The following is a 26,235-nucleotide window of genomic DNA, read 5'->3' as shown; positions in this document are numbered from 1 at the left end:
TCGCCCGGAGCCGAGCGCTCCGCGTGATGGCCGTTCGCCGTCCCGGCGTCTACTCTCCGAGCCGGTCCAGCTCTTCCCCGATCGCCTCCCGCAGCGGGGCATGCCGTGCCCCGAGGGCATACCGCTCGTCGCTCCACCTCTCCCGCGGATAGAGCCACACGGGCCGTCGTACGAGATCCTCGGGCTCCCAGTCGTACCGCGGCCACACATGCGCGTGCAGAAACCCGTCGGCATTCCCGAGGATCTCCAGATTGACCCGCCGAAACCCCGACTCCACCCGCCGACAGGCCCGCTCGACGGCCTCCCCGAGCCGGTCCATGTCGGCCAGAAACGCCAGCCGCCTGCCCCGCGGCAGCTCGGACAGCCGCCGCACCCCGGGATCATCCGTCAGCAGCACCGAGTAGCCGGGCAGGAACTGCACGTCCCCGATCGCCGCGAACCCGGCGTCCAGCCTCCGCAGCACGGCCGGATTCGTACCCCGCAGCGCACTGCCGACCCGGTCCTCGCGCCATTCGCCTTCCACGACCACCCCCGAAAACGCAGGCGACCCGCGAGCCTGGTCCTCCTGAGGAGGGCCGGCCGGACGTACCGGCGGCTCGCGGGTCGGGTGACTGCTGGAGATTGGGCCGGCTGCGCGTTTCGCTCACGCGCTGGTCCGGCACCGCACTGTGTGTGGTGTCGGGCCGCTAGCCCGCAGCCACCTCACGCGTCCGGTTCTCATACATCTGCCGAACCACCTCCTCTCTCGTGTACCTGGAACCCTAAGAAACCGATCGGCCTCGGATCAACCGTTTTTCTGAGACCTTGACGCAGGGCCGCGCCGGAGGAGGCTGGGTGTTCGTTCGCGGCTGACGTGGGGAATGCCCTCGTACAACGATTCTTTCAATGTTGTGGGAACACGGTGTGCGCTGGGTCACGTTCCAGTTGAATGATTGCAAGTAGCGAACCGACGTGCGGTACGTGCGGACGCAGCCTGCAGGGGGTCCAGGTGAGTGCTTCCCGGCGTAGTGGGACCACCGACGAGCTGGGGCCCGACGAGCCCGAGCGGGACGGGTCGGATCTGCTTGCCGCGTTGCTGGACGGGATGGACGCGGCACTGTGTGCCTTCGACGCCGACGGTGTCGTGACGCACTGGAACCGTGAGGCCGAGCGGATTCTCGGATGGGGCGCGGACGAGGCCGTGGGACGGCGGGGTCTGGCCGGGTGGGCCGTGCGCAGCGCGGACGCCGAGGAGGTCGAGAGCCGGCTGCTGTCCGCGATGCACGCGCCGGGCCGGCAGGTGAACGAGTTCGCGTTGCTGACGAAGGACGGCGGGCGGGTGCTCGTACGGACCCAGTCGGCGGCCGTGCGAGGGCCTGACGGGAAGCCGGCGGGTGTGTACTGCGCCTTCAGCGAGGTGCACGCGCAGATCGATCTGGAGCGGTCGATCGCGTTGAGTGAGGCGCTGTTCGAGGACGCCAGCTGGGGCGTCGTGCTCGTGGATGTCGACCTGCGGCCGGCGGTGGTGAACGCGCACGCGGCCAAGGCGCTGGGTACGGGTCGTACGTCCGTGCTCGGCCGCCCGCTCGGGGATCTGCTGTCGCAGGGCGTGGAGGAGCTGGAGAGCGCGCTGCAGCATGTGCTGGCGGAGGGTGCGCCGCCCGCGCCGGCCGAGGTGTGGGTGGGTGTGCGCCTGCCGGAGGGGGAGCGGCGGCGGTGCTGGCGCAGCGGCTTCGTGCGGCTGGCCTCGCCGCTCGCGGAGGAGCCGGTTCCGCTGGGTGTGGGGTGGCTGTTCCAGGATGTGACGGAGGCCAAGCAGAGCGAGCAGGAGGCGTCGCTGCTGAGGTTCCGTACGCAGCAGCTGTACCGGGCCTCGCGGGCCGCGGCCGAGTGTGAGGACCCGGCGGAGGCGGCGACGGTGCACCTGGACTTCGCCCTGGCCGGGTTCGCCGACCACGCGTTGATCGACCGGGTGGCGGGCGGTGCGCTCGTCGACGCGCAGAGCGAGGGGCCGGTACGGCTGGTGCGGGTCGCCGCCACTCCGTCCGGCGCTCCGGGGCCGAGCAAGCTCTCCGGCCAGGCGGGCCTGCCCGCGCGGTACGCGGAGGGGCATCCGGCTCTGCAGTGCGTGGAGCGGGTCGGCGCGCTGCGGGCGAGCGCGGGGGCCGCGGGGCCCGAGGAGGCCCGGCTGTGGGCAGAGGCCCGGCAGTGGCCGCCGGACGCGGTGCACGCCTTGTGCGCGGTGCTGCGCAGCCGGGGGCGGACGCTGGGGGTGGTGACGTTTCTGCGGGGTGCGGGGCGCAGCGCGTTCGAGCGGTCCGACGCGATGTACGCGGAGGACGTGGCGGTGCGGATCGCGGCGTCACTGGATCTCGCGGGGTTGTCCGGCGAGCAGCTGTAAGGCCGGAGCGTGTCCCGCTGTCGCCTCAGTGCCGGTAGAAGATCCGGTCCCGGTACTGCTCCATCACGCGGCTGTTCCAGTCGTGTCCGCCGTCGACGTTCCCGGAGCGCAGGAGCGGGGGTTCCAGGCCGCGGTCGGCGAGGGTGGCGGCCGTGGTGGCCATGACGGCCTGGAGGAGGGCCGAGGTGACGACGGTGGAGGCGGGGGCGAAGGGGGCCGGGACGTTGTCGAGGGTGAGTTCGGCGTCGCCGACCGCGATCTTCGAGTCGAGGACGAGGTCGCAGTGGTCCTTCAGGTACGTCCCGGAGCTGTGCCTGGACTTGGTCTCCGTGGCGTAGGCGACTGAGGTGACGCCGATGACCCGTACGCCCCGGGCGCGGGCGTGCATGGCCATTTCCACGGGGAGGGCGTTGCGTCCCGACAGGGAGATGATCAGCAGGGCGTCGCCGGCGCGGAGCGGGGAGCTGTCCAGGACGGCGCTCGCGAGGCCGTCGACGCGTTCCAGGGCGGAGCCGAGCGGTGCGGGCATGACGTCGACGCCGACGACGCCGGGTACGGCGAGCAGGTTCATGAGGGCGAGGCCGCCGGCGCGGTAGACGAGGTCCTGCGCGGCGAGGGAGGAGTGCCCGGCGCCGAAGGCGAAGAGGCGGCCTTCGCTCTCGACGGTGTCGGCGAGGAGCGTGCCGGCGGCCGTGATGCTGTCGGCCTCCTCGTCGCGGACCCGCCGCAGCAGGTCGATCGCGGCGTCGAGGAACTGGCCGGCCGGCGCGCGGTCGCTCATACGGGGTCCCTTCGGGAGGCCTTGGTGGGCGCGTGTCGCGCATCACGGTGCGGTCTGGACCAGTGCGGTGTCAATACGGTCGTGGCGGCCGGGTCAAGGGCGCCGCGTGGGGTTCAGGGGCCCGTGAAGGGGAACTTCGTACCCTTCCGGCGGGCCGCGCAATCCCCCGGTCTCCCTCCGGCGGCACGGTTGTCGGTGGTATCCGGCAGAATTGGGTGCAGGGCCAGCGCACGCGCCGGTGAGCCGTCCAGCCTCCGGCAGATCTCATCGAGGGGCACGTATGTCCGGACTGATCGACACCACGGAGATGTATCTCCGCACCATCCTCGAGCTGGAGGAAGAGGGTGTGGTCCCCATGCGCGCCCGTATCGCCGAGCGGCTGGACCAGAGCGGGCCGACCGTCAGCCAGACCGTGGCGCGGATGGAGCGCGACGGTCTGGTGTCCGTCGCCAGCGACCGGCACCTGGAGCTCACCGACGAGGGCCGCCGTCTCGCCACGCGTGTGATGCGCAAGCACCGGCTCGCCGAGTGTCTGCTCGTCGACGTGATCGGTCTGGAGTGGGAGCAGGTCCACGCCGAGGCGTGCCGCTGGGAGCACGTGATGAGCGAGGCCGTGGAGCGCCGTGTGCTGGAGCTGCTGCGGCACCCGACGGAGTCGCCGTACGGCAATCCGATCCCGGGTCTGGAGGAGCTCGGCGAGAAGGACGGCGCCGACCCGTTCCTGGACGAGGGGATGGTGTCGCTGGCCACTCTGGATCCGGGCGCCGAGGGCAAGACGGTCGTGGTGCGCCGGATCGGTGAGCCGATCCAGACGGACGCGCAGCTGATGTACACGCTGCGGCGGGCGGGCGTGCAGCCGGGCTCGGTGGTCAGCGTGACCGAGTCGGCGGGCGGTGTGCTGGTGGGCAGCGGGGGCGAGGCGGCCGAACTGGAGTCGGAGGTCGCCTCCCACGTGTTCGTCGCCAAGCCCTGAGCCCGGCCGGGTCGGACCTGGCGGCCGCGCCGGTGGTGTTGGCGTGATCCCGCCGTATCCGGGATTCAGTCCGTCGAATGGCAGCGCTCGTCCGCTTCCCGTGCGACGCTGTCGCGTGAGGCATATGACCTGAGGGCTCTTGGCCGTGGCTCGACAGCGATGTCGCCCGGCCGGGGAGGGGGCGGGAGGATGTGCCGTGGAGATGTGGAGGGCCCCGGCGCCTTGTGGCGCCGGGGCCTGTCCTCCCCTGTGCTGACCCGGAGCCCCGAGCTCTCAGGGTCATTCCCCTCGGACCGGTTTCCCCGAGCGGTCCGCCTCCCGCTGAAGATCTCCCCTCGGCAGCGGCTATCAATCCCTGAGGATGGTCACTCGAACGAGGGGTGTTGCCCGCGAGAACAGCATCCTCGAATGGGCATTCGATAGTGTGCGCGTGACGCACGGCACGGCACGGCACAGCACGGCACAGCACGGCACAGCACGGCACAGCAACAAGGCGCAGCAGGCAGAACACGGTTCACAGGACCGAACGGCCGGAGACGACCACGGTCCGCGCGAAGCTTGGGGGGTGCCAGGACATGGCGCGACGCATCGACGTGACCGGGACGGGCGGCGTACGCCTCGCGGCCTGGGAGTTCGGCGACCCGCCCAAGACCGATCCGGCGCACGACCCGCACGACCTGCACGACTCGCAAAACGCGAATGACCCGCTCGACGCGCAGCGCACGCCCGGCGCGGGGACCGCGACGAACGGCTCCCCGGGTGTGCTGTTACTGCACGGCCTCATGGGCCGCGCCTCGCACTGGGCGTCCACCGCCCGCTGGCTCTCCGGCCGGTACCGCGCCGTCGCTCTCGACCAGCGCGGCCACGGCCGCAGCGAGAAGCCCCCGCAGGGAGCCTTCTCCCGTGACGCCTACGTCGACGACGTCGAGGCCGCTCTGGAACAGCTCGGGCTCCACCCGGTCGTCCTCATCGGCCACGCCATGGGCGCGCTGACCGCCTGGCAGCTCGCCGCCAAGCGCCCGGACCTGGTCCGTGGGCTGATCATCTGCGATATGCGGGCCTCCGCGCTCGGCGCGGCCTCGCAGCGCGAGTGGGACCAGTGGTTCCGCTCCTGGCCGCTGCCCTTCGCAACGCTCGCCGACGTCCGCAAGTGGTTCGGCGAGGACGACCCCTGGGTGGAGCGGCCCAACCCGGCCCGCGGCGCGTTCTACGCCGAGGTGATGGCCGAGTCCCCGGACGGCTGGCGTCCCGTCTTCGAACCGGAACAGATGCTCCGCTCCCGCGAGACCTGGGTGTACGACGCGCACTGGGAGGAGCTGACCCAGGTCCGGTGCCCCGCCCTGGTCGTGCGCGGCCTCGACGGCGAGCTGGGCCGCGCCGAGGCCCAGGAGATGGTCCGCGTCCTGCCCCGCGGCCAGTACGCGGAGGTCGCCGACGCCGGCCACCTGGTGCACTACGACCAGCCGGAGGCCTGGCGCGCGGCGATCGAGCCGTTCCTGGACGCCCTCAATTCCAACTGAAGGCGCAGGTCAACCCGGGACGGAAGCTCACCCCTTGCTGACCGCCACCAGGATCTCCGGCAGCCGCCGGGCCGTCCGCGGAGCCGCCAGCCGCAGCCCGGCCGCCGTGAGCACCGCCCCGTACACCGACCCCACCGGAAACAGCAGCCACGTCCAGTCGTCGCCCTCGGCGCTCACGTTCAGCCAGATCGTGAGCGCGATGACGGGCGCGCACAGCACAGCCGCGGCGATCATCCCGCCGAAGATGGAGATCCAGGCGAGCCCGGTCTGCCCGGGGGCGACGTTCTTGTAGCCCTCCTGCGGGATGGAGTAGGGGAAGCGGGCGGACGTCCACGCCCCGGTCGCGAGCATCGCGCCGAGCAGTGCGAAGGACAGCCCCAGAGCCTCGGGCAGCCGCCGCCAGTCGCCGAGCATGGCCGTCGTCAGCACGGTCACGAGCGTGGCGTACGGCAGGGTGATCAGCAGCAGGGCGTACGCCCGGGCTCGCAGTTCGACGTAGGCGTCACGGGTCGAGGAGATCGTCATCGCGACCATCCAGAACGCCGAGGTGTCCTGCCCGAACTGGTTGTACATCTGGATGCCGAGCATCCCGGCGGCGAAGCACGCGAAGTACACGGAACCGGTGCCCTGCCAGGCGTTGAACACCGGCACGATCAGGCCGATGGCCAGTGAGGTCACCCAGGCGGCCTTGGTCTTGGGGTCGCGCCACACATAGCGCAGGCTGCGCTCCATGACCGTGCCGGTGCGGCCCCCGGGCAGCAGCCGCCCGAGCCCGCTCGACGACCGCTCGCGGGCGGCCGTCTCGGCGGTGGGCAGCGTGGATCCGTCGGGCGAGGTCATCAGCCGCGTCAGATGCCGGGACCACACCGCGAGCAGCGCCACCAGCGCACCTGCGGTCAGCGCCAGTTGGACGGCGGCGAGACCGTACGACCCCTCGCCCACCGCGTGCACGGCGCTGATCGCCGTCGCCGGCGGCACCCACTGGAGCACCTCCGCGACCGGGTCCAGCTCGCCGAGGCCCGCCGAACCGATCCGCTGCGCGCCGAAGTTGACGACCTGCGCCCCGACGGCGATGACGAGCCCGCTCAGCACCGCGAGGTCACGGCCCTTGCGGCTGGTCAGCAGCCGTACGTTGGCGGCGGCGACGGCCCTCGCGAAGGCCACGCACACCAGCAGCGCCAGGGCGACCGCGACGACGCCCACCGCGAACGCCGCCCCGCCCCGGGCGACGGCGATCACGGAGCCCACCAGCAGGCACAGCGTGAACAGCGGCCCGATGCCGACCAGCGACGCCGTGAGCAGCGCCCGCACCAGCGGCCGGGGCCGCAGCGGCAGCATCACCAGCCGGGTCGGGTCCAGTGTCTCGTCACCGCTGGGGAAGAACAGCGGCATCACCGCCCAGCCGAGCCCCAGTACGGCCACGGCCAGCACGACCAGGGACTCGACGTGCGCGTGTCCGCGCAGCGCGATCAGGCCGAGCAGTTGCAGCGCGGCGAAGAGCAGGGCGAAGACGGCCGATGCGATGTAGGCGGCCTTGCGTCCGCCGGACTGTCGCAGCCCGTTGCGCAGCAGCGACAGCTTCAGCCGTACGACGACGGGGGTGAGGGCGGGCGCACTCACCGGGCCCCGCCGCCCAGCCAGTCGAGGTCGGACCCGGCGTCCCGGCTCTGCGCCCCGACGAGTTGGAGGAACGCCTGCTGCAGCGAGGGCGCGTCACCGCGCACCTCGGCGAGGGTCCCGGTGGCCCGGATCCGCCCGGCGGCCATGACGGCCACCCAGTCGCACAGCGACTCGACGAGCTCCATGACGTGGGAAGAGAACACGACCGTGGCGCCCGAGGCGGTGTACCGCTCCAGCACGCCCCGGATGGTCTGGGCGGAGACGGGGTCGACGCCCTCGAACGGCTCGTCCAGGAACAGCACTTCGGGATTGTGGAGGAGAGCGGTGGCGAGCCCGATCTTCTTGCGCATGCCGGTCGAGTAGTCGACGACGAGCTTGTGCTGGCTACCGGCCAGATCGAGAACGTCGAGGAGTTGCGTGGCCCGCTTGTCGACCTCGGCACCGGGCAGTCCGCGCAACCGCCCGCTGTACGCCAGCAGTTCTCGCCCCGACAGCCGCTCGAACAGCCGCAGCCCCTCGGGCAGTACCCCGATCCGGGCCTTCACCTCGACGGGGTCGCGCCACACGTCGTGCCCGACCACCTCGACGGTCCCGTGATCGGGCCTGAGCAGCCCGGTCACCATCGACAAGGTGGTGGTCTTCCCGGCCCCGTTCGGCCCGACGAGCCCGATGAACTTGCCCGCGGGCAACTCAAGATCGACCCCGGCCACAGCGACCTGCTGCCCGAACCGCTTCCAGAGCCCTTGCACCCGTACAGCGCTGGATCCCACCGCGTCTCCCTCCGTCACCTTGCACCCTACGGTGGCGTCTTTCAGGGGCGCGGGGAACTGCGCGATCAACCACAACCGGCCCGCAGCCGCCGATCAACGGCAACCGCGCAGACGATCAGGCGCTACCGATCCCGACCGCACGCATAGGCCAACGGCGAGATCAACTCCTCCGCATCCGGCAGCCACCGATTGGCCGGCGTAGGCCGGCAGGCCCACTGCACAGCCCCCCGCGACCCGAACCGCGTAGGCGGCGCAGCCACATACGCCCCTTCGCCCAGCACGGCCAGATCCAGCGAGGACACCGACCACCCCAGCTTGCGCACCAGATCCGGCACCTTCACACCGGCCCCCGGCAGCACGAAGAACTCCATCCGCCGATCCGGTGTGAGCGTCACCGGCCCGAGCGTCAGCTCCATCCGCTCCATCCGCGCGAGCGCGAGGAACCCGGCCGTCTCCGGCACGGAGATCGCGTCGAACGTCCGCCCCGTCGGCAGCAGGATCGACGCCGTCGGCTGCTTCTGCCACATCCGTCGCGCGACGGTCGCACTGCCCGTCGCCTGCGTCGCCCAGTCCGGGCGCGCCGGGTGCGATCCGGGTGCCGGACACGCGGCGTCACCGCAGGAGCACTGCTGATTTCCTTCGACCGCTTCCAGCCAGGTCCCGGGGAACACGTCCCAGTGGCGCTCCTCGGCGTAGCGGACAGCGGTCTCCAGCAGCGATTCCCCGCGCTGCTTCGGGATCTGAGCGGCTTCGGTGCCGGCGATCGTCTCTTCCACGATGAACACAACTCTGGTCGTCACCAGGGGTTACGCCCGCCCGTGTGCGCGGGGAAGCGCACCGCCCCTGTCCTCGGGGCGCATGGGTGCATGTGCGGGGGCGCGCAGGAGGATCGGTGGCCGGAGCTGGGTAGCCACGAGTGGGGCCGGCAACAGCCGTTACCCCGGCATTCCTCACATGCCTCGCATTTTCGCCTGGTCGGCGGGGCATTGATCTTCACGGCCGGATCTTTTCGCTGGGACGTGAGGGGTTCGGCCGCGGAAGACACGTCAACTCGGTGCGTGGGCAGGCACCGCAGCCACAGGGGGTACGCCATGGCCGCAAGGCCGCTCGTCGCCCGGCAGCCGAACGAACGGCTCCAGGCGCTCATCCAGGAAGCCGGATGCTCCAACGCCGGCCTGGCCCGCCGGGTCAACATGTGCGGTGCCGAGCACGGTCTCGACCTGCGCTACGACAAGACGTCGGTGGCGCGCTGGCTGCGCGGGCAGCAGCCGCGGGGCCGGGCCCCGGCGATCATCGCCGAGGCACTGGGCCGCAAACTCGGCCGTACGGTCACGATCGACGAGATCGGCATGGCCAACGGCAAGAACCTCGCCTCGGGCGTTGGTCTCCAGTTCTCGCCGACGGTACTGGGGGCCATCGAGCAGGTCTGCGAGCTGTGGCGCAGCGATGTGGGGCGGCGGGACTTCCTGTCCGGCTCCTCCGTCGCCGCGTCCGCGCTGGTCGAGCCCAGCCGTGACTGGCTGATCTCCGCGCCCGACGGACAGGTGTCGCGCTCGGCCGGACCGCGCGTGGGACAGTCCGACGTGCAGGCGGTCCTCGCCATGACGCAGGCGCTGGTGGATCTCGACCACCAGTACGGCAGCGGGCATGTGCGCCCGGTCGTCGTGCACTACCTCAACAGCGTGGTCTCGGGGCTGCTGGCGGGGTCGTACCGGGAGGCGGTGGGGCGGGACCTGTTCGCCGCGGTGGCCCGGCTGACGGAGCTCGCCGGGTACATGGCCGTGGATACCGGGCAGCCGGGTCTGGCGCAGCGCTACTACATCCAGGCGCTGCGGCTGGCCCAGGCGGCCGGGGACCGCGGCTACGGCGGTTATGTGCTGGCCGCCTCCATGAGCCATCTCGCCGCGCAGCTCGGGAACCCGCGGGAGATCGCGCAGTTGGCGAGGGCGGCGCAGGAAGGGGCGCGGGGGCGCGTGTCACCGCGCGCGGAGTCCATGTTCTATGCGGCGGAGGCGCGCGGGCATGCCCTGATGGGCGACGTGCGCGCCACCCAGTCGGCGGCCGGGCGCGCGGTGAGCGCTCTGGAGGCGGCCGACCCGGCCGCCGGGGACGACCCGGTGTGGATCGCGCACTTCGACGAGGCCTATCTCGCCGACGAGTTGGCCCACTGCCACCGGGACCTGGGGCAGGCCGACGCGGCGGCGCGGTGTGCGCAGGAGTCGCTGGCCGGGCATCCCGAGACGCGGGCGCGCCGCAGGGCCATCGGTTATGTGCTGTTGGCCACGGCTCAGGTGCAGCAGCGCGAGGTCGAAGAGGCGTGCAGCACGGGCATGAAGGCCGTGGAACTGCTGGAGGGGCTGCGGTCCAACCGTGGCGCCGAGTATCTGGAGGACTTCCAGCAGCGGCTGGAGCCGTACCGGGACGAGGCCGTGGTCAGGGAGTTCGGGGCGCGGCTGGACCTGCAGGCGGCGGCGTGAACACAGGGTCTGCGGATGCGTGAACGTGCGGGAAACGGCCGTTGTGCACGCAGGAGGTGACATGAACAGCGTGCCGTGACCCGGTTGTGTTACCGCGCTCACAGGGCTCGAGGCCGGGCCCTGTGGTGCGTGGCACGGGGCTCTGGGGACCCGGTAGCGTGACCCGACGATTCACAAGGTCCCCCATAAGTAGGAGTCCCGGTGACGCAGAGTGGACAGGGCGAGGAGCCCTCGGCGCGCCAAGCGCGCGAAGGCATCGTGCTGCCCTCCGACGGTGGCGAACCCCTGCTGCCGGGGATGACGGGCGGACCCGGTGACACCCCGGCGGGCCACCGGCCCGGTCCGGCCCCGACCGGCCAGACCTCGGCCTCGGCCCCCGCCGGCGGCCAGACCTGGGGCCAGCCGTGGGGACCCGACCAGCAGTCCCCGCCCTCGCCGCAGGACAACAGCTGGCAGTCCCCGCCGCCCCAGCAGTCCCAGCAGTCTCAGCAGTGGACCACCCCGGAGCCTCCGGCGTGGGACGCGCAGCTCCCCGCGCCGGGCGCGCTCCCCCAGGAGGGCACCCAGCCCCCCAACCCGTACGCCGGTTACGGACCTCCGGCCGACGCCTCCCAACTGCCCCCGGCCCCCGGCCCGTACGGCACCCCGCTGCCGCAGGCCACGGACGGATACGGCTCTCCCGCGGGCGGTTCGCCGCAGGTGACGGACGGCTATGGCTCCCCCGCCGGTGGCGGGCAGCCGTCGGGCTCCGACCCGTACGGGTCCGCCGCGGGCGGTTCGCTGCCTCCGGCCTCCGACGCGTACGGCTCCCCGGCCGGGGCAGGCCCGCTGCCGTCGGCCACGGACGGGTACGGCTCTAACGCGCCGGCCTCCGACGCCTACGGCTCCGCCGCCCCGGGCGGTTCGCTGCCTCCGGCGACGGACGCGTACGGGGCTCCTGCGCCGGCCTCCGGCGCGTACGGCTCCGCTCCAGGGGCGTACGGCCCTCCCGCCGGAGGCGCCCCGCTGCCGCCCGCGACGGACGGATACGGGTCCCACTCCTCGTCCACGGGCGCCGGAGGCGGAGGCGCACCCCTGCCCGCGCCCGCCGACGAGGGCGCGACCCAGTACCTGCCGCCCGTCGCCGCGCCCGCTGCCGACGAGGGGGCGACGCAGTACATACCCCCGGTGGGCCCGGGTGCGCTGCCGCCCGAGGCGCCCACCGGTCACGACCCCGAGGCGACCACGTTCCTGGGCACCGCGCCCCGGGCCGGAGCCGGGCCGTTGCCGCCCGCCTCGAATCCGGACGCCGAGGCGACGCAGTACATCGCGCCGGTGCCCGGCGGGGACAAGCAGCCGCCCGCCGAGTTCGACAACCTCTTCCGCAGCGACCAGGGCGCCGAGAGCCCGGCCGGTGCCACGCAGCAGATGCCCCGCATCGAGCAGCCGCAGCCCCAGCCACACGCCCCGTACGGCGCCCCTCAGCCCTCCTACGCCCCGCCCGGCCACTCCGGCGGCGGCCGGGGCGGCCGGGGCGGCCGTACCGGCTCGCGCGTGCCGGTGATCGCGGCCGTCGGCATCGGGATCGCCGTCCTCGGCGTCGGCGCCGGCGCGCTGCTCGCCGCAGGAGGCGGTGACGACGGCGGCGGTGACAACAACAAGACCGTGGCCGCCTCGGCGCCCGCGACGGACGACTCCGCCTCGCCCTCCGCCGACCCGGCCCGGGCCCAGGCGGTCGAGCTGGACAAGCTGCTCGCCGACAGCGGCGACAGCCGCACCACCGTGATCACCTCCGTCGCCGACGTCAAGCGCTGCGACAACCTGCCCCAGGCGGCCAAGAACCTGCGCGACGCGGCCAAGCAGCGCACCGAGCTGGTCACCCGGCTCTCCGGCATCACGGTCGACCAGCTGCCCGACCACGCCGCGCTGACCACCGCCCTCACCAAGGCGTGGCAGGCCTCGGCGTCGGCCGACAACCACTACGCGGCCTGGGCCGACCAGACCGCGGGCAAGAAGGGCTGCAGGAAGGGCCAGGCCCGTGCCACCGGCCAGACCCAGGCCGGCAACCGCGCCAGCGGCGTCGCGAGCGCCGAGAAGACCAAGGCGGCCGGGCTGTGGAACGCCATAGCGAAGACGTACGGCCTGACCGAGCGCCAGCCGACGCAGCTGTGACGTGAGGGGACGTGGGCGGACCGGGCGTGAACCGCTGGGCGGGGCTCAGTAGTTCACGTCGGCGTCCTGCAGCGTCTTCGTCGTGTCGACGAAGCCCTTCCGCGCCGACACCAGCCGCCCTTCCCGCACCACCTGAAGGGTCACGTTCGCATTGACCAGGCGCGGGAAGCCGACGGCGGCGAGCTTGTCCTGGAACTGCCACCGCAGTGTCGGAGTGAGTCCGCCCGTGTTGATCCTGAGGCCGTTGTCGAGGGCCTCCGTCACCGTGTCGGCGCTCACCTCGCCGTCGCCCAGCGACTCGACGATCTTCTTGAACACGGTGTAGGCGATCCAGGTGGTCTGCACTCCGGCGTCCGCGGCGTCGATGCGGTTGTCGCCGAAGGCCTCCTGCTTGATCACCTGCTTCATCCCGTTCCAGCGGGCATCGCTCTCCACGGGGTACCAGCCGGTGATGTACGAGCCCTCGTACGGCCCCGAGGCCCCGCCGGTCGCGTCGATCACGGTCTGGTCGACGCTGCCGAGCACGGTGGCCGTCCGGACGTCCGGATAGTCCTCGCGGGACCGCCGGAAGGAGTCCATGAAGGTGCCGTTGCGGTCCCCGAGCGCGGGCACCACACACCCCTCGGTCCCGGGGACGGAGGTCGTCGTCTCCAGCGCCCGCTGGGCCTGGCCGTCGTACTCGGTGGCGTCCTCCGCCGCCCGCTGGTCCCGCGCGGCCCGGTGCCCGCCCGCCTTCAGGCCGGAGTCGAGCAGCGGCGGCAGCTGGTCGCCCGCGATGGTGTCGGGCCGCACCAGGGCGACCGGCCCGCAGCCGGCGAGGGACCTGCCGAGACCGGCCAGCAGCGCGGGCTGGCCGCCGTTGACGGGGTAGGACAGGGGGCTGGTGAACTCGGCGTTGGTGATGCCGTAGCCGCCTATGTACGGGATGCCCGCGCCCTCCAGGGACGGGAAGAAGGAGTCGGCGTACTGACTGTAGGATCCTACGACCGCGACCACGTTCTCCTTGACGGCCCGCCGGGCGCACTTGGCGGCGGCCACGCTGTCGTTGTGGTCGTTGCAGGTCAGCACGTTGAGCTTGCGGCCGTTGATCCCGCCCTTGGCGTTGATCCAACGGGCGTAGGCGTGGGCGAAGGCGGGCATTCCGGGCTTGTTGGTGGCCTTGGTGTCCTGCGGCGCCCAGGTCATGACGGTGATCGGATCGTCCCCGGCATCCCCCGTGGTGCCGGGGACGACCCCGCAGCCGGCGAGGAACGACGCGCACGCGACCGCCGCGCCCGCGGAGAGGACGCCTTTTCTGGCGTGACGGGTGAGGTGGCCGGGGAGGAATGTGCTGCGGGTGCGTCGCCTGCCGGTCATGGTTCCGCACGATTCCGCCACATGACCAACCCGGGAGTGATCTCGGCTCAACAATGGGTGACGCGCAGGTGAATTACGGGGGTCTGTGTGACCGATGTGGAGGGGAACGTACGATCGATGACCGTGCAAGCTTCGGAGAACTCTTCCCGTCGTGGCCGTCGCTCATCCACCATGGGCGGCATGCCTGCCAACGACATGCCGTGGTGGCGCTGGCGCAGCAACGTGCGCTCGGCGCTGCACATGCTCTCCGATCCCGGGTTCCAGCGGGACGTCTGGCTGGCCGGCGTGGACGGCTACGGCGACGTGACCGACGCGGTGTACCGGCTGGTCGAGGACACCTGGCTGGATCACTGGTCCGCCGAGAAGTACGTCGGCACGATATTCCGTGACTCGCAGGAGGCGGCCCTCGTGGACACCGCCGTGCTGCGGGTGCTGCGGATCATGCACCAGGTCGGGCCGGACGCCCCGGTCGCCGCGTACCTCGAGAACCAGGCGTGGCCCGAGGCGATCCAGGCGGCCCGGGACGCGCATGTGCGGCTCGCCACGAGCGACGGCGAGGAGCCGGACACGCCGCCGCGCAGCCTGGAGGTGCTGCGGCTCATGACCAGGTCCGCCTAGCGGGACGATTGCGGGCGGTGCGGCCGCCTGTGGGAACCTGTCCTGCATGAACGAGCAGTCCACCACCGCCCCGACCCCGCCGGACCAGTACGTCCTCACCCTTTCCTGCCCGGACAGGAAGGGCATCGTGCACGCCGTGTCGAGCTATCTGTTCATGACCGGCTGCAACATCGAGGACAGCCAGCAGTTCGGCGACCACGACACGGGACTGTTCTTCATGCGCGTCCACTTCTCGGCGGACGCGCCGGTGTCCGTGGAGAAACTGCGGGCCAGCTTCGCGGCGATCGGTGACTCCTTCCAGATGGAGTGGCAGATCAACCGGGGCGACCAGAAGATGCGCATCTTGCTGATGGCCAGCAAGTTCGGGCACTGCCTGAACGACCTGCTGTTCCGGGCGCGGACCGGGGCGCTGCCGGTGGAGATCGCCGGGGTGGTGTCCAACCACACGGACTTCGCCGAGCTGGTGGGCTCGTACGACATTCCCTTCCACCACATTCCGGTGACGAGGGACACGAAGGCCGAGGCGGAGGGGCGGCTGCTCGACATCGTGCGTGAGGAGGGTGTCGAGCTGGTCGTTCTCGCCCGGTACATGCAGGTGCTGTCGGACGATCTGTGCAAGGCGCTGTCCGGGCGGATCATCAATATCCACCACTCGTTCCTGCCGAGCTTCAAGGGGGCGAAGCCGTATCACCAGGCTCACGCCCGGGGTGTGAAGCTGATCGGGGCGACTGCTCACTATGTGACGGCTGATCTTGATGAGGGGCCGATCATCGAGCAGGAGGTCGAGCGGGTGGGGCATGACGTGACGCCTGAGGGGCTTGTTGCCATCGGGCGTGATGTGGAGTGTCAGGCGTTGGCTCGGGCTGTGAAGTGGCATGCGGAGCGGCGGATTCTGCCCAATGGGCGGCGGACTGTGATTTTCGCCTGAGGGGGTGGGTTGTCCCGTTTGGGGGCGAGTGCGGGTGGTTTGTGGCTTGTCGCGCAGTTCCCCGCGCCCCTGGGTTAGTCACATCCTGCTTAGTGATGCGGCGGCGAACAGGACGTCTCTGATCGCCTCTCTGTCTCCTACCTGGCCCGCTGCCGCTTCCTGTGGGGGTACGTGGCCTGCGGCCAGGCGGCAGAATTCGACGCCGTCCAGGGCTACGTGGGCCACCTCGTGTTCCGCGGAGCCCTTGGCCGCGGGGGAGTCGAGGGGGATCAGCCATTCTCCGCCGCCGAGGCCCTCGATCTCCAGGCGGAGGCTGCGGCCCGGTTCGCCGGCCGCGACGAGGTGGCGGTGGTGGGCGGGTGCCGCGAGGCCGGTGCGGCGGCGGTGCGCCAGGGCCGTCGGCAGCATGCGGGCCGCCAGGTCGATCATGCGGTGCAGATGGCGCGGCGAGGGCGGGTCGTAGGGGTAGTCGACCGCGTCCGCGATGTCCTCGGCGTGCACCCAGCACTCGAAGGCACGGTCGAGCATCGCGTCGTGCAGGGGCAGCGCGAAGTCGCCGTACGGTACCGGCATCTTCCCGGCGCCGCCGCCCGTGAAGGACACCGTGCGGACGAGGTTGTGGCTCTGTTCCCGCCAGGGCGCCCGCACAGATCGGGTGGGCGGGAAGTGGGAGGCACGCCAGTACGCCTCGGTGCGGGCCGCCGGAGTCGGGCGCCGGGACGTGACATCGCCCAGCGGGTCGTCCAGGCCCAGCGCGAGGGCGACCAGACCGTCGACGCTGAGCAGATGCGCGATGACCCCGGCGACGGTCGTACGGCGGCTCGTCGACTCGTCGGCCCGGAACCAGCGCAGCCGTACCGGCGCGTGCCACTCGGCGTCGCCGAAGTCCTGGAGCAGGGCGTCCAGGCGCGCGGTCTCGGCGTCGTACGCGGCGGCCCAGTCCGGCACCGGAATGCGCGGCGGGCGCCGCTCCAGGCAGGTCTCCAGGACCCGGGTGCGCAGCGACGGGTCCAGGTCGAGGCTCTCGGGCCGTTGCAGCAGCCCGACCGCCTCGCGCAGCCGCCGTGCCTCGTCGGCGCACTGCCCGCACTCGCCGAGGTGCTCCTCGACGGCCACGGCCTCCTCGGCCGAGCAGGCGGCCAGCGCCCAGGCGCCGAGCAGGGCCTTCAGCACGGGGTGCTCCAGTACGGGCGGTACGGGAGGCAGTGCGCTGTCACCGAGGTCCTCCAGTGCGGGCAGCGGCTGTCCGCTGTCCTCGACGGAGGCCCGGGGCATGGGGATGCGCGGCGATTTCCCCGGCTCCTGTCCTTCGTCGTTCTCGGGCCCGTCCGGCTCGCCCGGGCCCGAGGGGATCTCCGAGCCGCTCACACCGCACCCCCGTCTCCGGGCGGTGCGCCGGGTGGCTCGGTCTCGTGGGCGGTGGACAGGAGCTGGAGGCCCAGGCGCAGCCGGCGGCGGGCCTCGTCCTCGGTGATGCCGAGGTCGGTGGCGGTCTGGTGGTAGTCGCGGCGCTGGAAGTAGGCCCGCTCCAGGGCCGAGCGCAGCGGGACCGGCATGGACTGGACGATGTAGTCGGCGCGGGCGGCGACCGATGCGCGGCGCACCCTGTGCTCCAGCTCCTCCGCGCTGCCGGAGCCCTCGCGGGCGAGAGCGGCGGTCTCGGTGGCGCGCAGGCGCTGCACGGCCAGGCGGTGGGTCAGCGTGGCGACCCAGGTGCGCAGCGGGCCCTGTCTGGGGTCGTAGGCGTCCGGGTGTTCCCAGACGTGGACGAAGACCTCGCGGGTGATGCCGTCGGCGGCGCGTTCGTCGCCGAGGACGCGGTGGGCGAGGCCGTGCACGAGTGAGGCGAACCGGTCGTAGAGCTCACCGAGGGCGGCGGCCTCCCCGCGGGCGAGCCGCTGCTGCATCTTGCGGTCCCAGCGGGGCGGTACGTCCTTTTTCGCCATGCGGCCCCCCTCACCCCCCTGCTCGTGTCCCGCGCCCGTGCCCTGTCCAGCCTGTGCCTGATGTCTCCTCGAATGTAGTCGGCACGTCCGGTAGCGCACGCCCCTTTGTGGCAATGTGCGCCCCCTGACCGGCCGCAGGTGGTAGAGGCGTCTACCCCTCCGCTGTCCGATCAGACCTGACTGAAGAGGATCGAACAGGATCGAAGCCGACTAAAACAAGCCTGATTCGAAGGGGATCCGTTTTTCGGGTTGTGTTTCAGGGAACGGCCGCTGGGCAGCCGCGCTGCAAGGAAGCGTAGGCACTGCTTCCGTTTTGGCGATCGAAGGGCGTGTGGTGACCTTCAAAGTGACCGGCGGCGAGCAGGGCGAATGGGCCGTGCTCCAGGTGTCGGGCGAACTGGATCTGGTGACCTCGCCGGTGCTGCGTCAGCGTGTGCACGACGTAGTGGCCGAGGGGCACCACTGTCTTGTCCTCGACCTGTCCGATGTGTTCTTCTGCGATTCCAGCGGCGTCGGTGTGCTGATCGCCGCGCGCCGTCTGATCCGCTCCTGCCAGGGCCGGCTGCGGCTGGTGCTGCCCGCCCGGGGCGCGGCCGACGGGTCCCATGTCAACCGGGTCCTCGGCGCGCTGGGTGTTCGCAGGCTGTTCGACGTGTACGGCGATGTGGACGCCGCCCTGGGTGACGAGGGCGAACCCCTGTCCGCGTGACGGGCCGATGACGCACGGTAGGGCGAGTGTTGCCGTTCTGACACGCTGTTGTCCCGGAATTCCCCCGGTCTTGGCGCAAGTGACGTTTTCCCGCGCCCGAACGGCCCCCTCCGTCGTACGCTCCGAGCGAGACGCACCCCACCTGACGTAAGGCGGCCTGAAAGAGACATGGTCAGCAGCGAGTACGAGCGCAGGATCGCCGCCCGGTTCGCCATCTTCGACCAGGACGGCAACGGCTACATCGACCGCGAGGACTTCTACGGGGCGGCCAAGGCGCTGCTCGCGGAGTTCGCCGTAGCGGCCCGGTCCGACAAGGGACAGGCGCTGTACGGCGGCGCGGAGGCGTTCTGGCAGGGCATGGCGGGCATCGCGGACCGCGACGGCGACCAGCGCATCACGCGCGGGGAGTTCGTCAACGGCGCGGTCAAGCGCCTGCGCGACAACCCCGACCGGTTCGCCGAGATCGCCCGGCCCTTCCTGCACGCGGCACTGGACGTCGCCGACACGGACGGTGACGGCGCGGCGACGATCGAGGAGGTGTCCCGCGTCCTCACCTGCCTCGGCGCCCCCGAGGACGTCGCCGGCACGGCCGCCGGCGCGCTCGACGCGGACGAGGACGGCAAGGTCGGCGAGGCCGAGGTCGTACCCGCCTTCGCCCGCTACTTCACGGTGCCTGAATAGGGCTGTTTGCCCCAGTCACGTCACTTGCCCGAGTAGCGCTCGCGCAGCTTGTACTTGAGCACCTTCCGCAGGGTCTCGCCCCGCGGAAGGGCGTCCACGACCTCGAGCCGTTCCGGCAGCTTGTGGACGGAGAGGCCCTCGGCGCGCAGGTGGGCGGTCGCCGTCGCCAGGGTCAAGGGCTCGGCGCCCGGCGGCTGTTCCACCACCGCGCACACCAGCTCGCCGCGCGCCGCGTCCGGCAGGCCGATCACCGCCACGTCCCCGACCGCCGGATGCCGGTGCAGAAGGTCCTCGATCTCCTGGGCCGAGATGTTCTCGCCCTTGCGGATGATCACGTCCTTGAGCCGGCCGGTGAGGACCAGGTGCCCGGTCTCCGTCACGTGCCCGAGGTCGCCGGTGCGCAGGAAGCCGTCCGGGTCGAAGGCCTCCGCCGTCTGCCCGGCGTCCAGATACCCCTGGCACACCGCCTCCCCGCGCAACCGCACCTCCCCGTCCACGATCCGTATCTCCATGCCCTCCGGCGGCCGTCCCTCGGTCGTCGCCAGCAGCTCCGGGGTGTCGTCCGGCGCGCCCATGGTGATCATCGGCACCTCGGTCATGCCGTAGCCGTGGGTGAGCTGTACGCCCATCTCGCGCACCACGGCGTGGTACAGCTCCGGCGGCTTCGGCGCCCCGCCGCCCGCCAGGAGCCGTAGCGTCGGGACCACCGGGGTCCCCGGCCGCTTCCGCTGCTCCGTCAGGAACATCGAGTAGAACGCCGTGGACCCGCCCGCCATGGTCACCCCGTGCCGACGGTAGGACTCCAGCGCTTCCGGCAGCGCGAACTGCTCGAAGAGGACGGCGGGGAAGCCGTACAGCAGCAGCATCACCGTGTAGTCGGGCCCGCCGATATGGGCGTACGGGAAGGCGATCGACCCCACGTCGTCCCCCGTGGGCCGCAGGGCGTGCGCGAGGCAGGAGCCGCCCGCGATCAGGGAACGGTCCGTGTGCAGCACGCCCTTGGGGTCGGAGGTCGTGCCGGACGTCCAGTAGATCCAGCGGACCTCGGTGCCGTCGGAGGGCGGGGGAGGCAGGACGGACGGATCGCCGTCGGGCAGGTCGCCGTACGCCTCGAAGACAGCCTTCGCACCCAGGCGCCGGGCCATCTCCGCGTGGTCGAAGCCGCGCCACTCGCCCGGCACCGCGAAGAACTCCGCCCTCGACTCGCGCAGCGCGAACCCCACCTCGCGGTCCCGGTAGAAGGGGATGACCGGGGTCTGCACGGCGCCGAGACGGGCCAGCGCGAAGGACAGCAGGGCCGTCTCGATCCGGGTGGGCAGCTGCCAGGCGACCACCGTGCCGGGGCGTACCCCCATGCCGTACAGCCCGGCCGCGACCCGCTCGGCCCGCGCGCGAAGTCCTCCGAAGGTCAGCGCGCGCTCGTCCTCCAGGAAGAGCGGCCCGTCCGGGGTGAGGGCAGCGCGACGGGTGACCAGCTCCCACAGTGTGCGGGACGAACTCAGGGCGTGCGGGGTCTCGTTCACGACTGCCCCCTTGACTCCTTGGCTGACGGGTCGTCAGGTGGGATGCTAACTGACGGTGCATCAGATAAGTACCGTCCGGCGGAGGGGACCCATGGCGACCGAACTGCCCCGCATCATCAGCGTCGACGACCACGTGATCGAGCCCGCCCACCTCTTCGAGACGTGGCTGCCGGCCAAGTACCGCGACCGCGGGCCCAGGCCCCTGACCGCCGGCATCGGTGAACTCGCCTACATCGGCGGCAAGTACCGGATCACCATGGACCCGGACGGTCCGCCCACCGACTGGTGGATCTACGAGGACCTGAAGTTCCCGTACAAGCGCAACATCGCCGCCGTCGGCTTCGACCGGGACGAGATGACCCTGGAGGGCATCACCCGGGAGGAGATGCGGCGCGGCTGCTGGGACCCGAAGGCCCGCCTGGAGGACATGGACCTCAACCATGTCGAGGCGTCCCTCTGCTTCCCGTCCTTCCCCCGCTTCTGCGGCCAGACCTTCGCCGAGGCGCACGACAAGGAGGTCGCCCTGGCCTGTGTGCGCGCCTACAACGACTGGATGGTCCAGGAGTGGTGCGGGGACAGCGGCGGGCGGCTCATCCCGCTCTGCCTGATCCCGCTGTGGGACGTCGAGCTGGCGGTCGCGGAGATCCGGCGCAACGCCGAGCGCGGGGTACGGGCGGTGACCTTCTCCGAGATCCCCACCCACCTCGGGCTGCCGTCCATCCACTCCGGCTACTGGGACCCGTTCTTCGCGGTCTGCCAGGAGACCGGGACGGTCGTCAACATGCACATCGGGTCCTCGTCCCAGATGCCCGCCGCCTCCCCGGACGCACCGCCCGCCGTCCAGGCCTCGCTCAGCTTCAACAACGCGATGGCCTCGATGATGGACTTCCTCTTCAGCGGAGTGCTGGTGAGGTTCCCGCGCCTCAAACTCGCCTACTCCGAGGGCCAGATGGGCTGGGTCCCCTATGCCCTGGAGCGCGCCGACGACGTCTGGGAGGAGCACCGCGCCTGGGGCGGGGTGCGGGACACGATCCCGGAGCCGCCGTCCACCTACTACTACCGGCAGATCTTCTGCTGCTTCTTCCGCGACAAGCACGGCGTGGCCTCGCTCGACGTCGTCGGCCGCGACAACGCCACCTTCGAGACCGACTACCCGCACGTCGACTCGACCTTCCCGCACACCAAGGAAGTCGCCCTCGACCACGTCAAGGGCCTCGACGACGAGACGGTCTACAAGCTGATGCGCGGCAACGCCATCCGCATGCTCGACCTGGACCTCGACCGCTGATGGACCTGTCGTACACGCCCGAGGAGGAGGACTTCCGGGCCCGGCTGCGGGAGTGGCTCGCGCGGACGCTCCCCGGTCTCCCGCCCAAGCCGTCGCCCGACGACTGGCCGGGGCGGCGGGCGTACGACCTCGGCTGGCAGCGCAGGCTCCACGACGCCGGATACGCCGACGTCCACTGGGGCGCCTCCCCGACCACCCGGCTGATCTTCCTGGAGGAGACCGAGAAGGCCGGCGCGCCCTACGTGGGCGCCAACTTCGTGGGACTGCTGCACGCCGGGCCGACCATCGCCGCCGAGGGCACGGACCAGCAGCGGGCGCGCTGGCTGCCGCGGATCCTGCGCGGCGAGGACGTCTGGTGCCAGGGGTTCAGCGAACCGGAGGCCGGCTCCGACCTCGCGGCCCTGCGCACCCGCGCGTGGCGCGACGGCGACCACTACGTGGTGACCGGCTCCAAGATCTGGACCTCCCACGCGGAAGTCGCCGACTGGTGCGAGCTGTTGGTCCGCACGGACCCCGCGGCGCCCAAGCACCGGGGCATCACCTGGCTCGCCATGCCCATGGACGCCCCCGGCATCACCGTACGGCCGCTGCGCACGCCGGCCGGGTCGGCCGAGTTCGCCGAGGTCTTCCTCGACGAGGTGCGGGTGCCGGCCGCGAACCGGGTCGGGGACGAGAACGACGGCTGGCGCGTGACGATGGTGACGCTGTCCTTCGAACGCGGCACGGCCTTCGCCGGCGAGGTCGTCGCCTGCCGCCGCGTCCTGGCCGAACTGGCCGTCGAGGCCCGCGAGAACGGCCGCTGGGACGACACGGTGCTCCGGCGCCGGCTGGGCAGGCTCAACGCCGAGTTCCGGTCCCTGTGGCGGCTCACGCAGTGGAACGTGAGCGCCGCGGAGACCTCGGGCGGGGTGCCAGGGACCGGAGGCTCGGTCTTCAAGCTCCGGTACTCGCACGCCCGCCAGGAGCTCTACGACGCCGCCGCCGACGTGCTGGGCCCCGACTGCCTCGACCTGGACCGGCCCTGGACCCTCGACCGTCTCTCGTCCCTCTCGTACACCATCGCGGCCGGCACCTCGCAGATCCAGCACAACATCGTCGCCGAGCGGATCCTCGGCCTGCCGAAGGGACGGTGACCGTGCGATTCCGCTTGACGGACGACCAGCGGGCCTTGAGCGAGGGGGTGCGGCAGCTGCTGGCCCGGCGCTTCGACACGGAGGCGCTGCGGGCCGCCGCACGGGGCCCGGCGCGCCTGGACCGGGCGCTGTGGCGGGCCCTGGGCGACGCCGGGTTCTTCGCGCTGCGGCTGCCGGAGTCGGACGGCGGGGTCGGACTGGGGCTCCCCGAGGCGGTGTTGGTGTTCGAGGAGACGGGGAGGGCGCTGCTGCCCGGGCCGCTGGCCGCCACCCATCTCGCGGCCGGTGCCGTACCGGGCGCCGCCACGGGCGAGACCGTCGTGACGTCCGTCGACGGCGGCCTCGCGGAGTGGCTGGCGGAGGCCGACGTCGTACGCGGCGACACCGCCGGAGCCGTGCCGCTGCGCTCCCTGGACCCGCTGACACCCCTGCACCGTGTGCCCGGCGGCACGGCGGCCGCCCCGGACCCCGTCGCCGTCCTCCTCACCGCCGCCGAGCAGCTCGGCACGGCGCACCGCGTCTGCGATCTGGCGGCGCAACACGCCCGGGCCCGCGAACAGTTCGGACGGCCCATAGGGGCCTTCCAGGCGGTGGCGCACCTGTGCGCGGGGATGCTGGTCCGGGCGGAGACGGCACGCGCCGCGGTCTACGCGGCCGCCGTCACCGCCGACCCGGCCGACATCGCCGCCGCCCGTCTGCTCGCCGACGAGGCCGCCGTACGCGGCGCCCGCGACTGTCTCCAGGTGCACGGCGGCATGGGCTTCACCTGGGAGTCCGAGGTCCATCTGCATCTGAAACGCGCATGGGTTCGAACCCAACGTGCGGGAGGAGTCACGGAGAGTGAGGAACTCCTCGCGGCCGATCTGACGGCCGGAACGGTCTGACAGGCCGTCTGGCTGCGACATTGCCGACGATGCCCGCAGAGATGTCGCGGATTGTGGCATGCCGGAATTACGGAGAGTTGATACCGGGTCGTATCCGATGCGTGACTCGTAACAGCCCGGAGTCGGCGGTCCGCTCCGGTACCTTGTGTGAGATGCGAGTGGTCCTGAACACGCGCCGCGCCGCAGTCGCCCCCGGGGCGGCTGCGGATCCGACGATGCGCGCCGCTGCTTGCCCCGCAGTGCGGCCCCGCTACGCCGCCTGTTCGACTCCCCGCAGCGAGCGTCGCACAGTATCCCGCAGGGGTACTCCTTCGCGCTGGAATATGCCCGAAGCGCTTGTTGGGGTGACTGTACGTCAACCATGCTGTCCCACAAGGGATTCACGTTCCGTGATCCTTGTCCCGGCCGTTGTTCTGGCCATGCAGAAAATGGCTACGATCGTGGCCCTCGTGAGGCGCGAGCCTAAGTGTCCGCCGGTTCGGATGGTGTGAGCGGTGCAGGTGCTTCAAGTGCAGCTGGAGATCCGGCCCGACCCCGCAGAGGTGGGGCGTGCCAGGCGGTGGGCCCGCTCGCGCCTGGCCGGGTCCGGCATACAGGCCGACGAACCGCTCGCCGAGACGCTGATCCTGCTCGTCTCGGAGCTCGTCACCAACGCCGTGGTGCACACCGGCCGTCCGGCCGTACTGCTGCTGTCACTGCCGCACGCGGTGACGGACGAGGCCACGGTCCGGCTCGAGGTCGCCGACCGCAGCGGCCGGGCCCCCGTGCCCCGGTGCGCTGACGACGACGCGACCGGCGGCCGGGGGCTCGCCCTGGTCGACGGCCTCGCCGACCGCTGGGGCTGGAGCGTCGAGAGCACCGGCAAGCGCATCTGGTGCGAGCTGGACCGGTGCGCGAAGTCCGGTGAGGTCACGGCGTCGTGCGGAGGGGGCGCGGCGGCGTACGGCGGCGGGACGTCCTTCGAGGGGCTGGCGTACGAGGCGGTGTAGGGCCGGCGGGGCGGGCCGGGGTCCGGTCCTTCGGCTTGCCCGTACTTGCCCGTACTTGCCTGTCCGCGCCTGCCTGCGCCTGTCCCCGCCTTGTCCGCGCCCGCCGGGCGCGTGGAGCGCGAGGCGTGGTGGACGGCGGCACATGCCGAGGGGTCTTGCGGCGAAGGCCGGGGCGTGGGTGCACGGCGGCCGGCCGCTTCCGTCAGGGCATGCGGTGATGCGCCGGGATGTGCTTCCGTGCGCGCCTGTGGCACATCCCGCATAAGCGACAAATCACCGAATCGGGTGTTGACGCGTCGTGACCGTTTGCTCACGCTGGTGGGCAGCGATTCGCCGTGAGGGGACGGCGAGGGCATCGGTGACGGCAGCCCTCGGCGAGTGTGAGTCGTGATTCGGCGTCGGCTTCCTTCAGGGCCAGGGGAGCCGGGGCGGGAGCGCCGGAGTCGGGTGGCGGCGCGCGCTGCCGTGCTCGGGGCGAGCAGCGCGGCGCCGCCATCCTGCTCGGCGGGTATCTGGGGGGCGGTGCCCTAGAGGACGGCGACCGGCGCCACCGGAGATCCGGTCGCTCCGGCGAACGGCTCGGGCGTCGCCGTCAGCAGGAAGGCGTAGCGCCCTGCTTCTCCACAGGCTGTGGACAACTTTTCGAGATTCCAGTTCTGGCCCTGGGGCATCCCCATCTCCACGAGGTCGAGGGCGTGCACGGGCAGCCACAGGCCGTCCACCTCGGGCGGGAACACCTCGAAGGTCAGGGTGTCGTTGGCGACGGCCGCGACATCACGCGCGTGGAACCACTCCGGCGTCCGGATCGACAGCCCCGGTGACGGGAAGGCGTACGCGTGCCGGTCCCCGGCCAGACAGACCTGGACCTGCCCGGTCCGCACGAGCACGATGTCGCCGGCCCGTACTCGCGTACCCGCCAGCTCCTCGGCGGCGTCCAGGTCCTCGGGTGTGACGGCGTACCCGCCGTCGAGCCGGTCCGTGCCCCGGGCCCGGGCGACGTCGAGCAGCACCCCGCGCGAGACGAGGTGGCGGACCTTGTCGATGCCGCTGAACCCGGCGCCGCTGTGCGCCGTGATGGAGTCGGCCGGGCGGCCGTTGTAGATCCGGCCCGAGTGCGAGACATGGGGCAGCGCGTCCCAGTGGGTGGCCGCCTGCAGCCCCATGGTCACGACGTCGTCGCTGCACGCGACCGTGCCCGGGCCGAACAGCTCCTGGTTGATCTGCACCATGACGTGCAGCGGGTCGATACGGCCCGGGATCATCCCCGTCTGGACGCCGTTCTGTTCGAGGGGCAGGGCGAGAGGGACGCGGCGGCCGCTGCGGACGGTGGCCGCGGCTTCCCGTACGACCTCGTCGGTGATCAGGTTCAGCGTGCCGAGCTCGTCGTCTGCCCCCCAACGGCCCCAGTTGTTCACGCGCTTGGCGATGTCGTGGAACGCGTCCGGCAGCGACATGAGTCCTCCCCGGGGCTTGTCTTCCCGTATCTGACGGGTCGTAGAATTCGAGAA

General features: G+C 71.7%; 23 protein-coding genes. 13 read left to right on the top strand and 10 right to left on the bottom strand.

Features of this window, described 5'->3' with window-relative positions; translation table 11 throughout:
- Nucleotides 1-49: 49 nt before the first annotated feature.
- Entirely contained in the window at nucleotides 50-523 is a 474-nt protein-coding gene (locus tag ACWIF2_RS01075; protein ID WP_454357904.1) for a diadenosine tetraphosphate hydrolase, read from the bottom strand.
- 405 nt (nucleotides 524-928) lie between these two features.
- Between ACWIF2_RS01075 and ACWIF2_RS01070 the strand changes: the two genes are divergently transcribed.
- Complete coding sequence (locus ACWIF2_RS01070) at nucleotides 929-2,380, top strand: PAS domain-containing protein (protein WP_454357903.1); 1,452 nt, start codon at nucleotides 929-931, stop codon at nucleotides 2,378-2,380.
- Between the two features lie 25 nt (nucleotides 2,381-2,405).
- Here ACWIF2_RS01070 and ACWIF2_RS01065 read toward each other — a convergent pair whose 3' ends face one another.
- Nucleotides 2,406-3,161: an SIS domain-containing protein gene (locus ACWIF2_RS01065; protein ID WP_454357901.1), complete on the bottom strand. Its 756-nt coding sequence runs from the start codon at nucleotides 3,159-3,161 to the stop codon at nucleotides 2,406-2,408.
- A gap of 280 nt (nucleotides 3,162-3,441) precedes the next feature.
- On the opposite strand from ACWIF2_RS01065, the gene ACWIF2_RS01060 reads away from it, so the two are divergent.
- The gene (locus tag ACWIF2_RS01060; protein ID WP_215120741.1) at nucleotides 3,442-4,134 is read left to right on the top strand and encodes a metal-dependent transcriptional regulator; all 693 of its coding nucleotides are present in this window, start codon (nucleotides 3,442-3,444) and stop codon (nucleotides 4,132-4,134) included.
- A gap of 575 nt (nucleotides 4,135-4,709) precedes the next feature.
- A complete protein-coding gene (locus ACWIF2_RS01055; RefSeq protein ID WP_454357900.1) occupies nucleotides 4,710-5,654 on the top strand; it encodes an alpha/beta fold hydrolase in 945 nt (314 codons plus the stop codon).
- Nucleotides 5,655-5,681: 27 nt separating this feature from the next.
- On the opposite strand, the gene ACWIF2_RS01050 is transcribed toward ACWIF2_RS01055, so the two are convergent.
- The 3 genes from ACWIF2_RS01050 to ACWIF2_RS01040 all read right to left on the bottom strand — a co-directional run bounded on the left by ACWIF2_RS01050 (nucleotide 5,682) and on the right by ACWIF2_RS01040 (nucleotide 8,829).
- Nucleotides 5,682-7,274, bottom strand: a complete 1,593-nt coding sequence (locus ACWIF2_RS01050; protein WP_454357899.1) for a transporter — start codon at nucleotides 7,272-7,274, stop codon at nucleotides 5,682-5,684.
- Nucleotides 7,271-8,062, bottom strand: a complete 792-nt coding sequence (locus ACWIF2_RS01045; protein WP_454357898.1) for an ABC transporter ATP-binding protein — start codon at nucleotides 8,060-8,062, stop codon at nucleotides 7,271-7,273. The genes ACWIF2_RS01050 and ACWIF2_RS01045 overlap by 4 nt, the downstream gene beginning before the upstream one ends.
- Nucleotides 8,063-8,166: 104 nt before the next feature.
- Entirely contained in the window at nucleotides 8,167-8,829 is a 663-nt protein-coding gene (locus ACWIF2_RS01040; RefSeq protein WP_454357897.1) for a bifunctional DNA primase/polymerase, read from the bottom strand.
- 306 nt (nucleotides 8,830-9,135) lie between these two features.
- Here ACWIF2_RS01040 and ACWIF2_RS01035 point away from each other — a divergent pair, with 306 nt between their 5' ends.
- Nucleotides 9,136-10,521 (top strand): transcriptional regulator, encoded by a 1,386-nt coding sequence (locus ACWIF2_RS01035; protein ID WP_454357896.1) that lies wholly within the window; start codon nucleotides 9,136-9,138, stop codon nucleotides 10,519-10,521.
- A 201-nt stretch (nucleotides 10,522-10,722) separates the two neighbouring features.
- On the top strand, nucleotides 10,723-12,672 hold the full coding sequence (locus ACWIF2_RS01030; protein ID WP_454357895.1) for a hypothetical protein: 1,950 nt from the start codon (nucleotides 10,723-10,725) through the stop codon (nucleotides 12,670-12,672).
- 45 nt (nucleotides 12,673-12,717) lie between these two features.
- Here ACWIF2_RS01030 and ACWIF2_RS01025 read toward each other — a convergent pair whose 3' ends face one another.
- A complete protein-coding gene (locus tag ACWIF2_RS01025; protein ID WP_454357894.1) occupies nucleotides 12,718-14,028 on the bottom strand; it encodes an ABC transporter substrate-binding protein in 1,311 nt (436 codons plus the stop codon).
- A 117-nt stretch (nucleotides 14,029-14,145) separates the two neighbouring features.
- Here ACWIF2_RS01025 and ACWIF2_RS01020 point away from each other — a divergent pair, with 117 nt between their 5' ends.
- A complete protein-coding gene (locus tag ACWIF2_RS01020) occupies nucleotides 14,146-14,646 on the top strand; it encodes an SCO4402 family protein (RefSeq protein WP_454357893.1) in 501 nt (166 codons plus the stop codon).
- A gap of 46 nt (nucleotides 14,647-14,692) precedes the next feature.
- Nucleotides 14,693-15,574 (top strand): formyltetrahydrofolate deformylase, encoded by an 882-nt coding sequence (gene purU, locus ACWIF2_RS01015; protein ID WP_454357892.1) that lies wholly within the window; start codon nucleotides 14,693-14,695, stop codon nucleotides 15,572-15,574.
- A gap of 78 nt (nucleotides 15,575-15,652) precedes the next feature.
- On the opposite strand, the gene ACWIF2_RS01010 is transcribed toward purU, so the two are convergent.
- On the bottom strand, nucleotides 15,653-16,927 hold the full coding sequence (locus ACWIF2_RS01010) for a zf-HC2 domain-containing protein (RefSeq protein ID WP_454358012.1): 1,275 nt from the start codon (nucleotides 16,925-16,927) through the stop codon (nucleotides 15,653-15,655).
- An 11-nt stretch (nucleotides 16,928-16,938) separates the two neighbouring features.
- Nucleotides 16,939-17,520 carry a sigma-70 family RNA polymerase sigma factor gene (locus ACWIF2_RS01005; protein WP_454357891.1) on the bottom strand — a complete coding sequence of 194 codons (582 nt, stop codon included), beginning with the start codon at nucleotides 17,518-17,520 and terminating at the stop codon, nucleotides 16,939-16,941.
- Nucleotides 17,521-17,854: 334 nt separating this feature from the next.
- Between ACWIF2_RS01005 and ACWIF2_RS01000 the strand changes: the two genes are divergently transcribed.
- Both ACWIF2_RS01000 and ACWIF2_RS00995 read left to right on the top strand, forming a co-directional pair.
- A complete protein-coding gene (locus ACWIF2_RS01000; protein ID WP_030236368.1) occupies nucleotides 17,855-18,229 on the top strand; it encodes an STAS domain-containing protein in 375 nt (124 codons plus the stop codon).
- A 168-nt stretch (nucleotides 18,230-18,397) separates the two neighbouring features.
- The gene (locus ACWIF2_RS00995) at nucleotides 18,398-18,910 is read left to right on the top strand and encodes an EF-hand domain-containing protein (protein ID WP_454357890.1); all 513 of its coding nucleotides are present in this window, start codon (nucleotides 18,398-18,400) and stop codon (nucleotides 18,908-18,910) included.
- Between the two features lie 20 nt (nucleotides 18,911-18,930).
- Here ACWIF2_RS00995 and ACWIF2_RS00990 read toward each other — a convergent pair whose 3' ends face one another.
- Nucleotides 18,931-20,433: a class I adenylate-forming enzyme family protein gene (locus ACWIF2_RS00990; protein ID WP_454357889.1), complete on the bottom strand. Its 1,503-nt coding sequence runs from the start codon at nucleotides 20,431-20,433 to the stop codon at nucleotides 18,931-18,933.
- A 91-nt stretch (nucleotides 20,434-20,524) separates the two neighbouring features.
- Between ACWIF2_RS00990 and ACWIF2_RS00985 the strand changes: the two genes are divergently transcribed.
- The 4 genes from ACWIF2_RS00985 (at nucleotide 20,525) to ACWIF2_RS00970 (ending at nucleotide 24,727) form a co-directional block, all read left to right on the top strand.
- Nucleotides 20,525-21,721 carry an amidohydrolase family protein gene (locus tag ACWIF2_RS00985; protein ID WP_454357888.1) on the top strand — a complete coding sequence of 399 codons (1,197 nt, stop codon included), beginning with the start codon at nucleotides 20,525-20,527 and terminating at the stop codon, nucleotides 21,719-21,721.
- Nucleotides 21,721-22,854: an acyl-CoA dehydrogenase gene (locus ACWIF2_RS00980; protein WP_454357887.1), complete on the top strand. Its 1,134-nt coding sequence runs from the start codon at nucleotides 21,721-21,723 to the stop codon at nucleotides 22,852-22,854. Before ACWIF2_RS00985 ends, ACWIF2_RS00980 begins: the two co-directional genes overlap by 1 nt.
- Nucleotides 22,855-22,856: 2 nt before the next feature.
- On the top strand, nucleotides 22,857-23,738 hold the full coding sequence (locus tag ACWIF2_RS00975; protein ID WP_454357886.1) for an acyl-CoA dehydrogenase family protein: 882 nt from the start codon (nucleotides 22,857-22,859) through the stop codon (nucleotides 23,736-23,738).
- A gap of 509 nt (nucleotides 23,739-24,247) precedes the next feature.
- Nucleotides 24,248-24,727, top strand: a complete 480-nt coding sequence (locus ACWIF2_RS00970; protein ID WP_454358011.1) for an ATP-binding protein — start codon at nucleotides 24,248-24,250, stop codon at nucleotides 24,725-24,727.
- A gap of 527 nt (nucleotides 24,728-25,254) precedes the next feature.
- Here the strand turns inward: ACWIF2_RS00970 and ACWIF2_RS00965 are convergent.
- Complete coding sequence (locus ACWIF2_RS00965; RefSeq protein ID WP_454357885.1) at nucleotides 25,255-26,181, bottom strand: cyclase family protein; 927 nt, start codon at nucleotides 26,179-26,181, stop codon at nucleotides 25,255-25,257.
- Nucleotides 26,182-26,235: the final 54 nt, after the last annotated feature.

It is taken from the genome of Streptomyces sp. NPDC055506, from assembly GCF_053643595.1.
The sequence above is the reverse complement of the archived record's forward strand: the minus strand, read 5'-3'. Positions and strand labels throughout refer to the sequence as shown.

Coding starts and splice junctions, on each gene's coding strand:
- ACWIF2_RS01070 (WP_454357903.1), top strand. CDS start 929: ATGATTGCAAGTAGCGAACCGACGTGCGGTACGTGCGGACGCAGCCTG.
- ACWIF2_RS01065 (WP_454357901.1), bottom strand. CDS start 3,161: ATGAGCGACCGCGCGCCGGCCGGCCAGTTCCTCGACGCCGCGATCGAC.
- ACWIF2_RS01060 (WP_215120741.1), top strand. CDS start 3,442: ATGTCCGGACTGATCGACACCACGGAGATGTATCTCCGCACCATCCTC.
- ACWIF2_RS01055 (WP_454357900.1), top strand. CDS start 4,710: ATGGCGCGACGCATCGACGTGACCGGGACGGGCGGCGTACGCCTCGCG.
- ACWIF2_RS01035 (WP_454357896.1), top strand. CDS start 9,136: ATGGCCGCAAGGCCGCTCGTCGCCCGGCAGCCGAACGAACGGCTCCAG.
- ACWIF2_RS01025 (WP_454357894.1), bottom strand. CDS start 14,028: ATGACCGGCAGGCGACGCACCCGCAGCACATTCCTCCCCGGCCACCTC.
- ACWIF2_RS01020 (WP_454357893.1), top strand. CDS start 14,146: ATGACCGTGCAAGCTTCGGAGAACTCTTCCCGTCGTGGCCGTCGCTCA.
- purU (WP_454357892.1), top strand. CDS start 14,693: ATGAACGAGCAGTCCACCACCGCCCCGACCCCGCCGGACCAGTACGTC.
- ACWIF2_RS01005 (WP_454357891.1), bottom strand. CDS start 17,520: ATGGCGAAAAAGGACGTACCGCCCCGCTGGGACCGCAAGATGCAGCAG.
- ACWIF2_RS00995 (WP_454357890.1), top strand. CDS start 18,398: ATGGTCAGCAGCGAGTACGAGCGCAGGATCGCCGCCCGGTTCGCCATC.
- ACWIF2_RS00985 (WP_454357888.1), top strand. CDS start 20,525: ATGGCGACCGAACTGCCCCGCATCATCAGCGTCGACGACCACGTGATC.
- ACWIF2_RS00980 (WP_454357887.1), top strand. CDS start 21,721: ATGGACCTGTCGTACACGCCCGAGGAGGAGGACTTCCGGGCCCGGCTG.
- ACWIF2_RS00965 (WP_454357885.1), bottom strand. CDS start 26,181: ATGTCGCTGCCGGACGCGTTCCACGACATCGCCAAGCGCGTGAACAAC.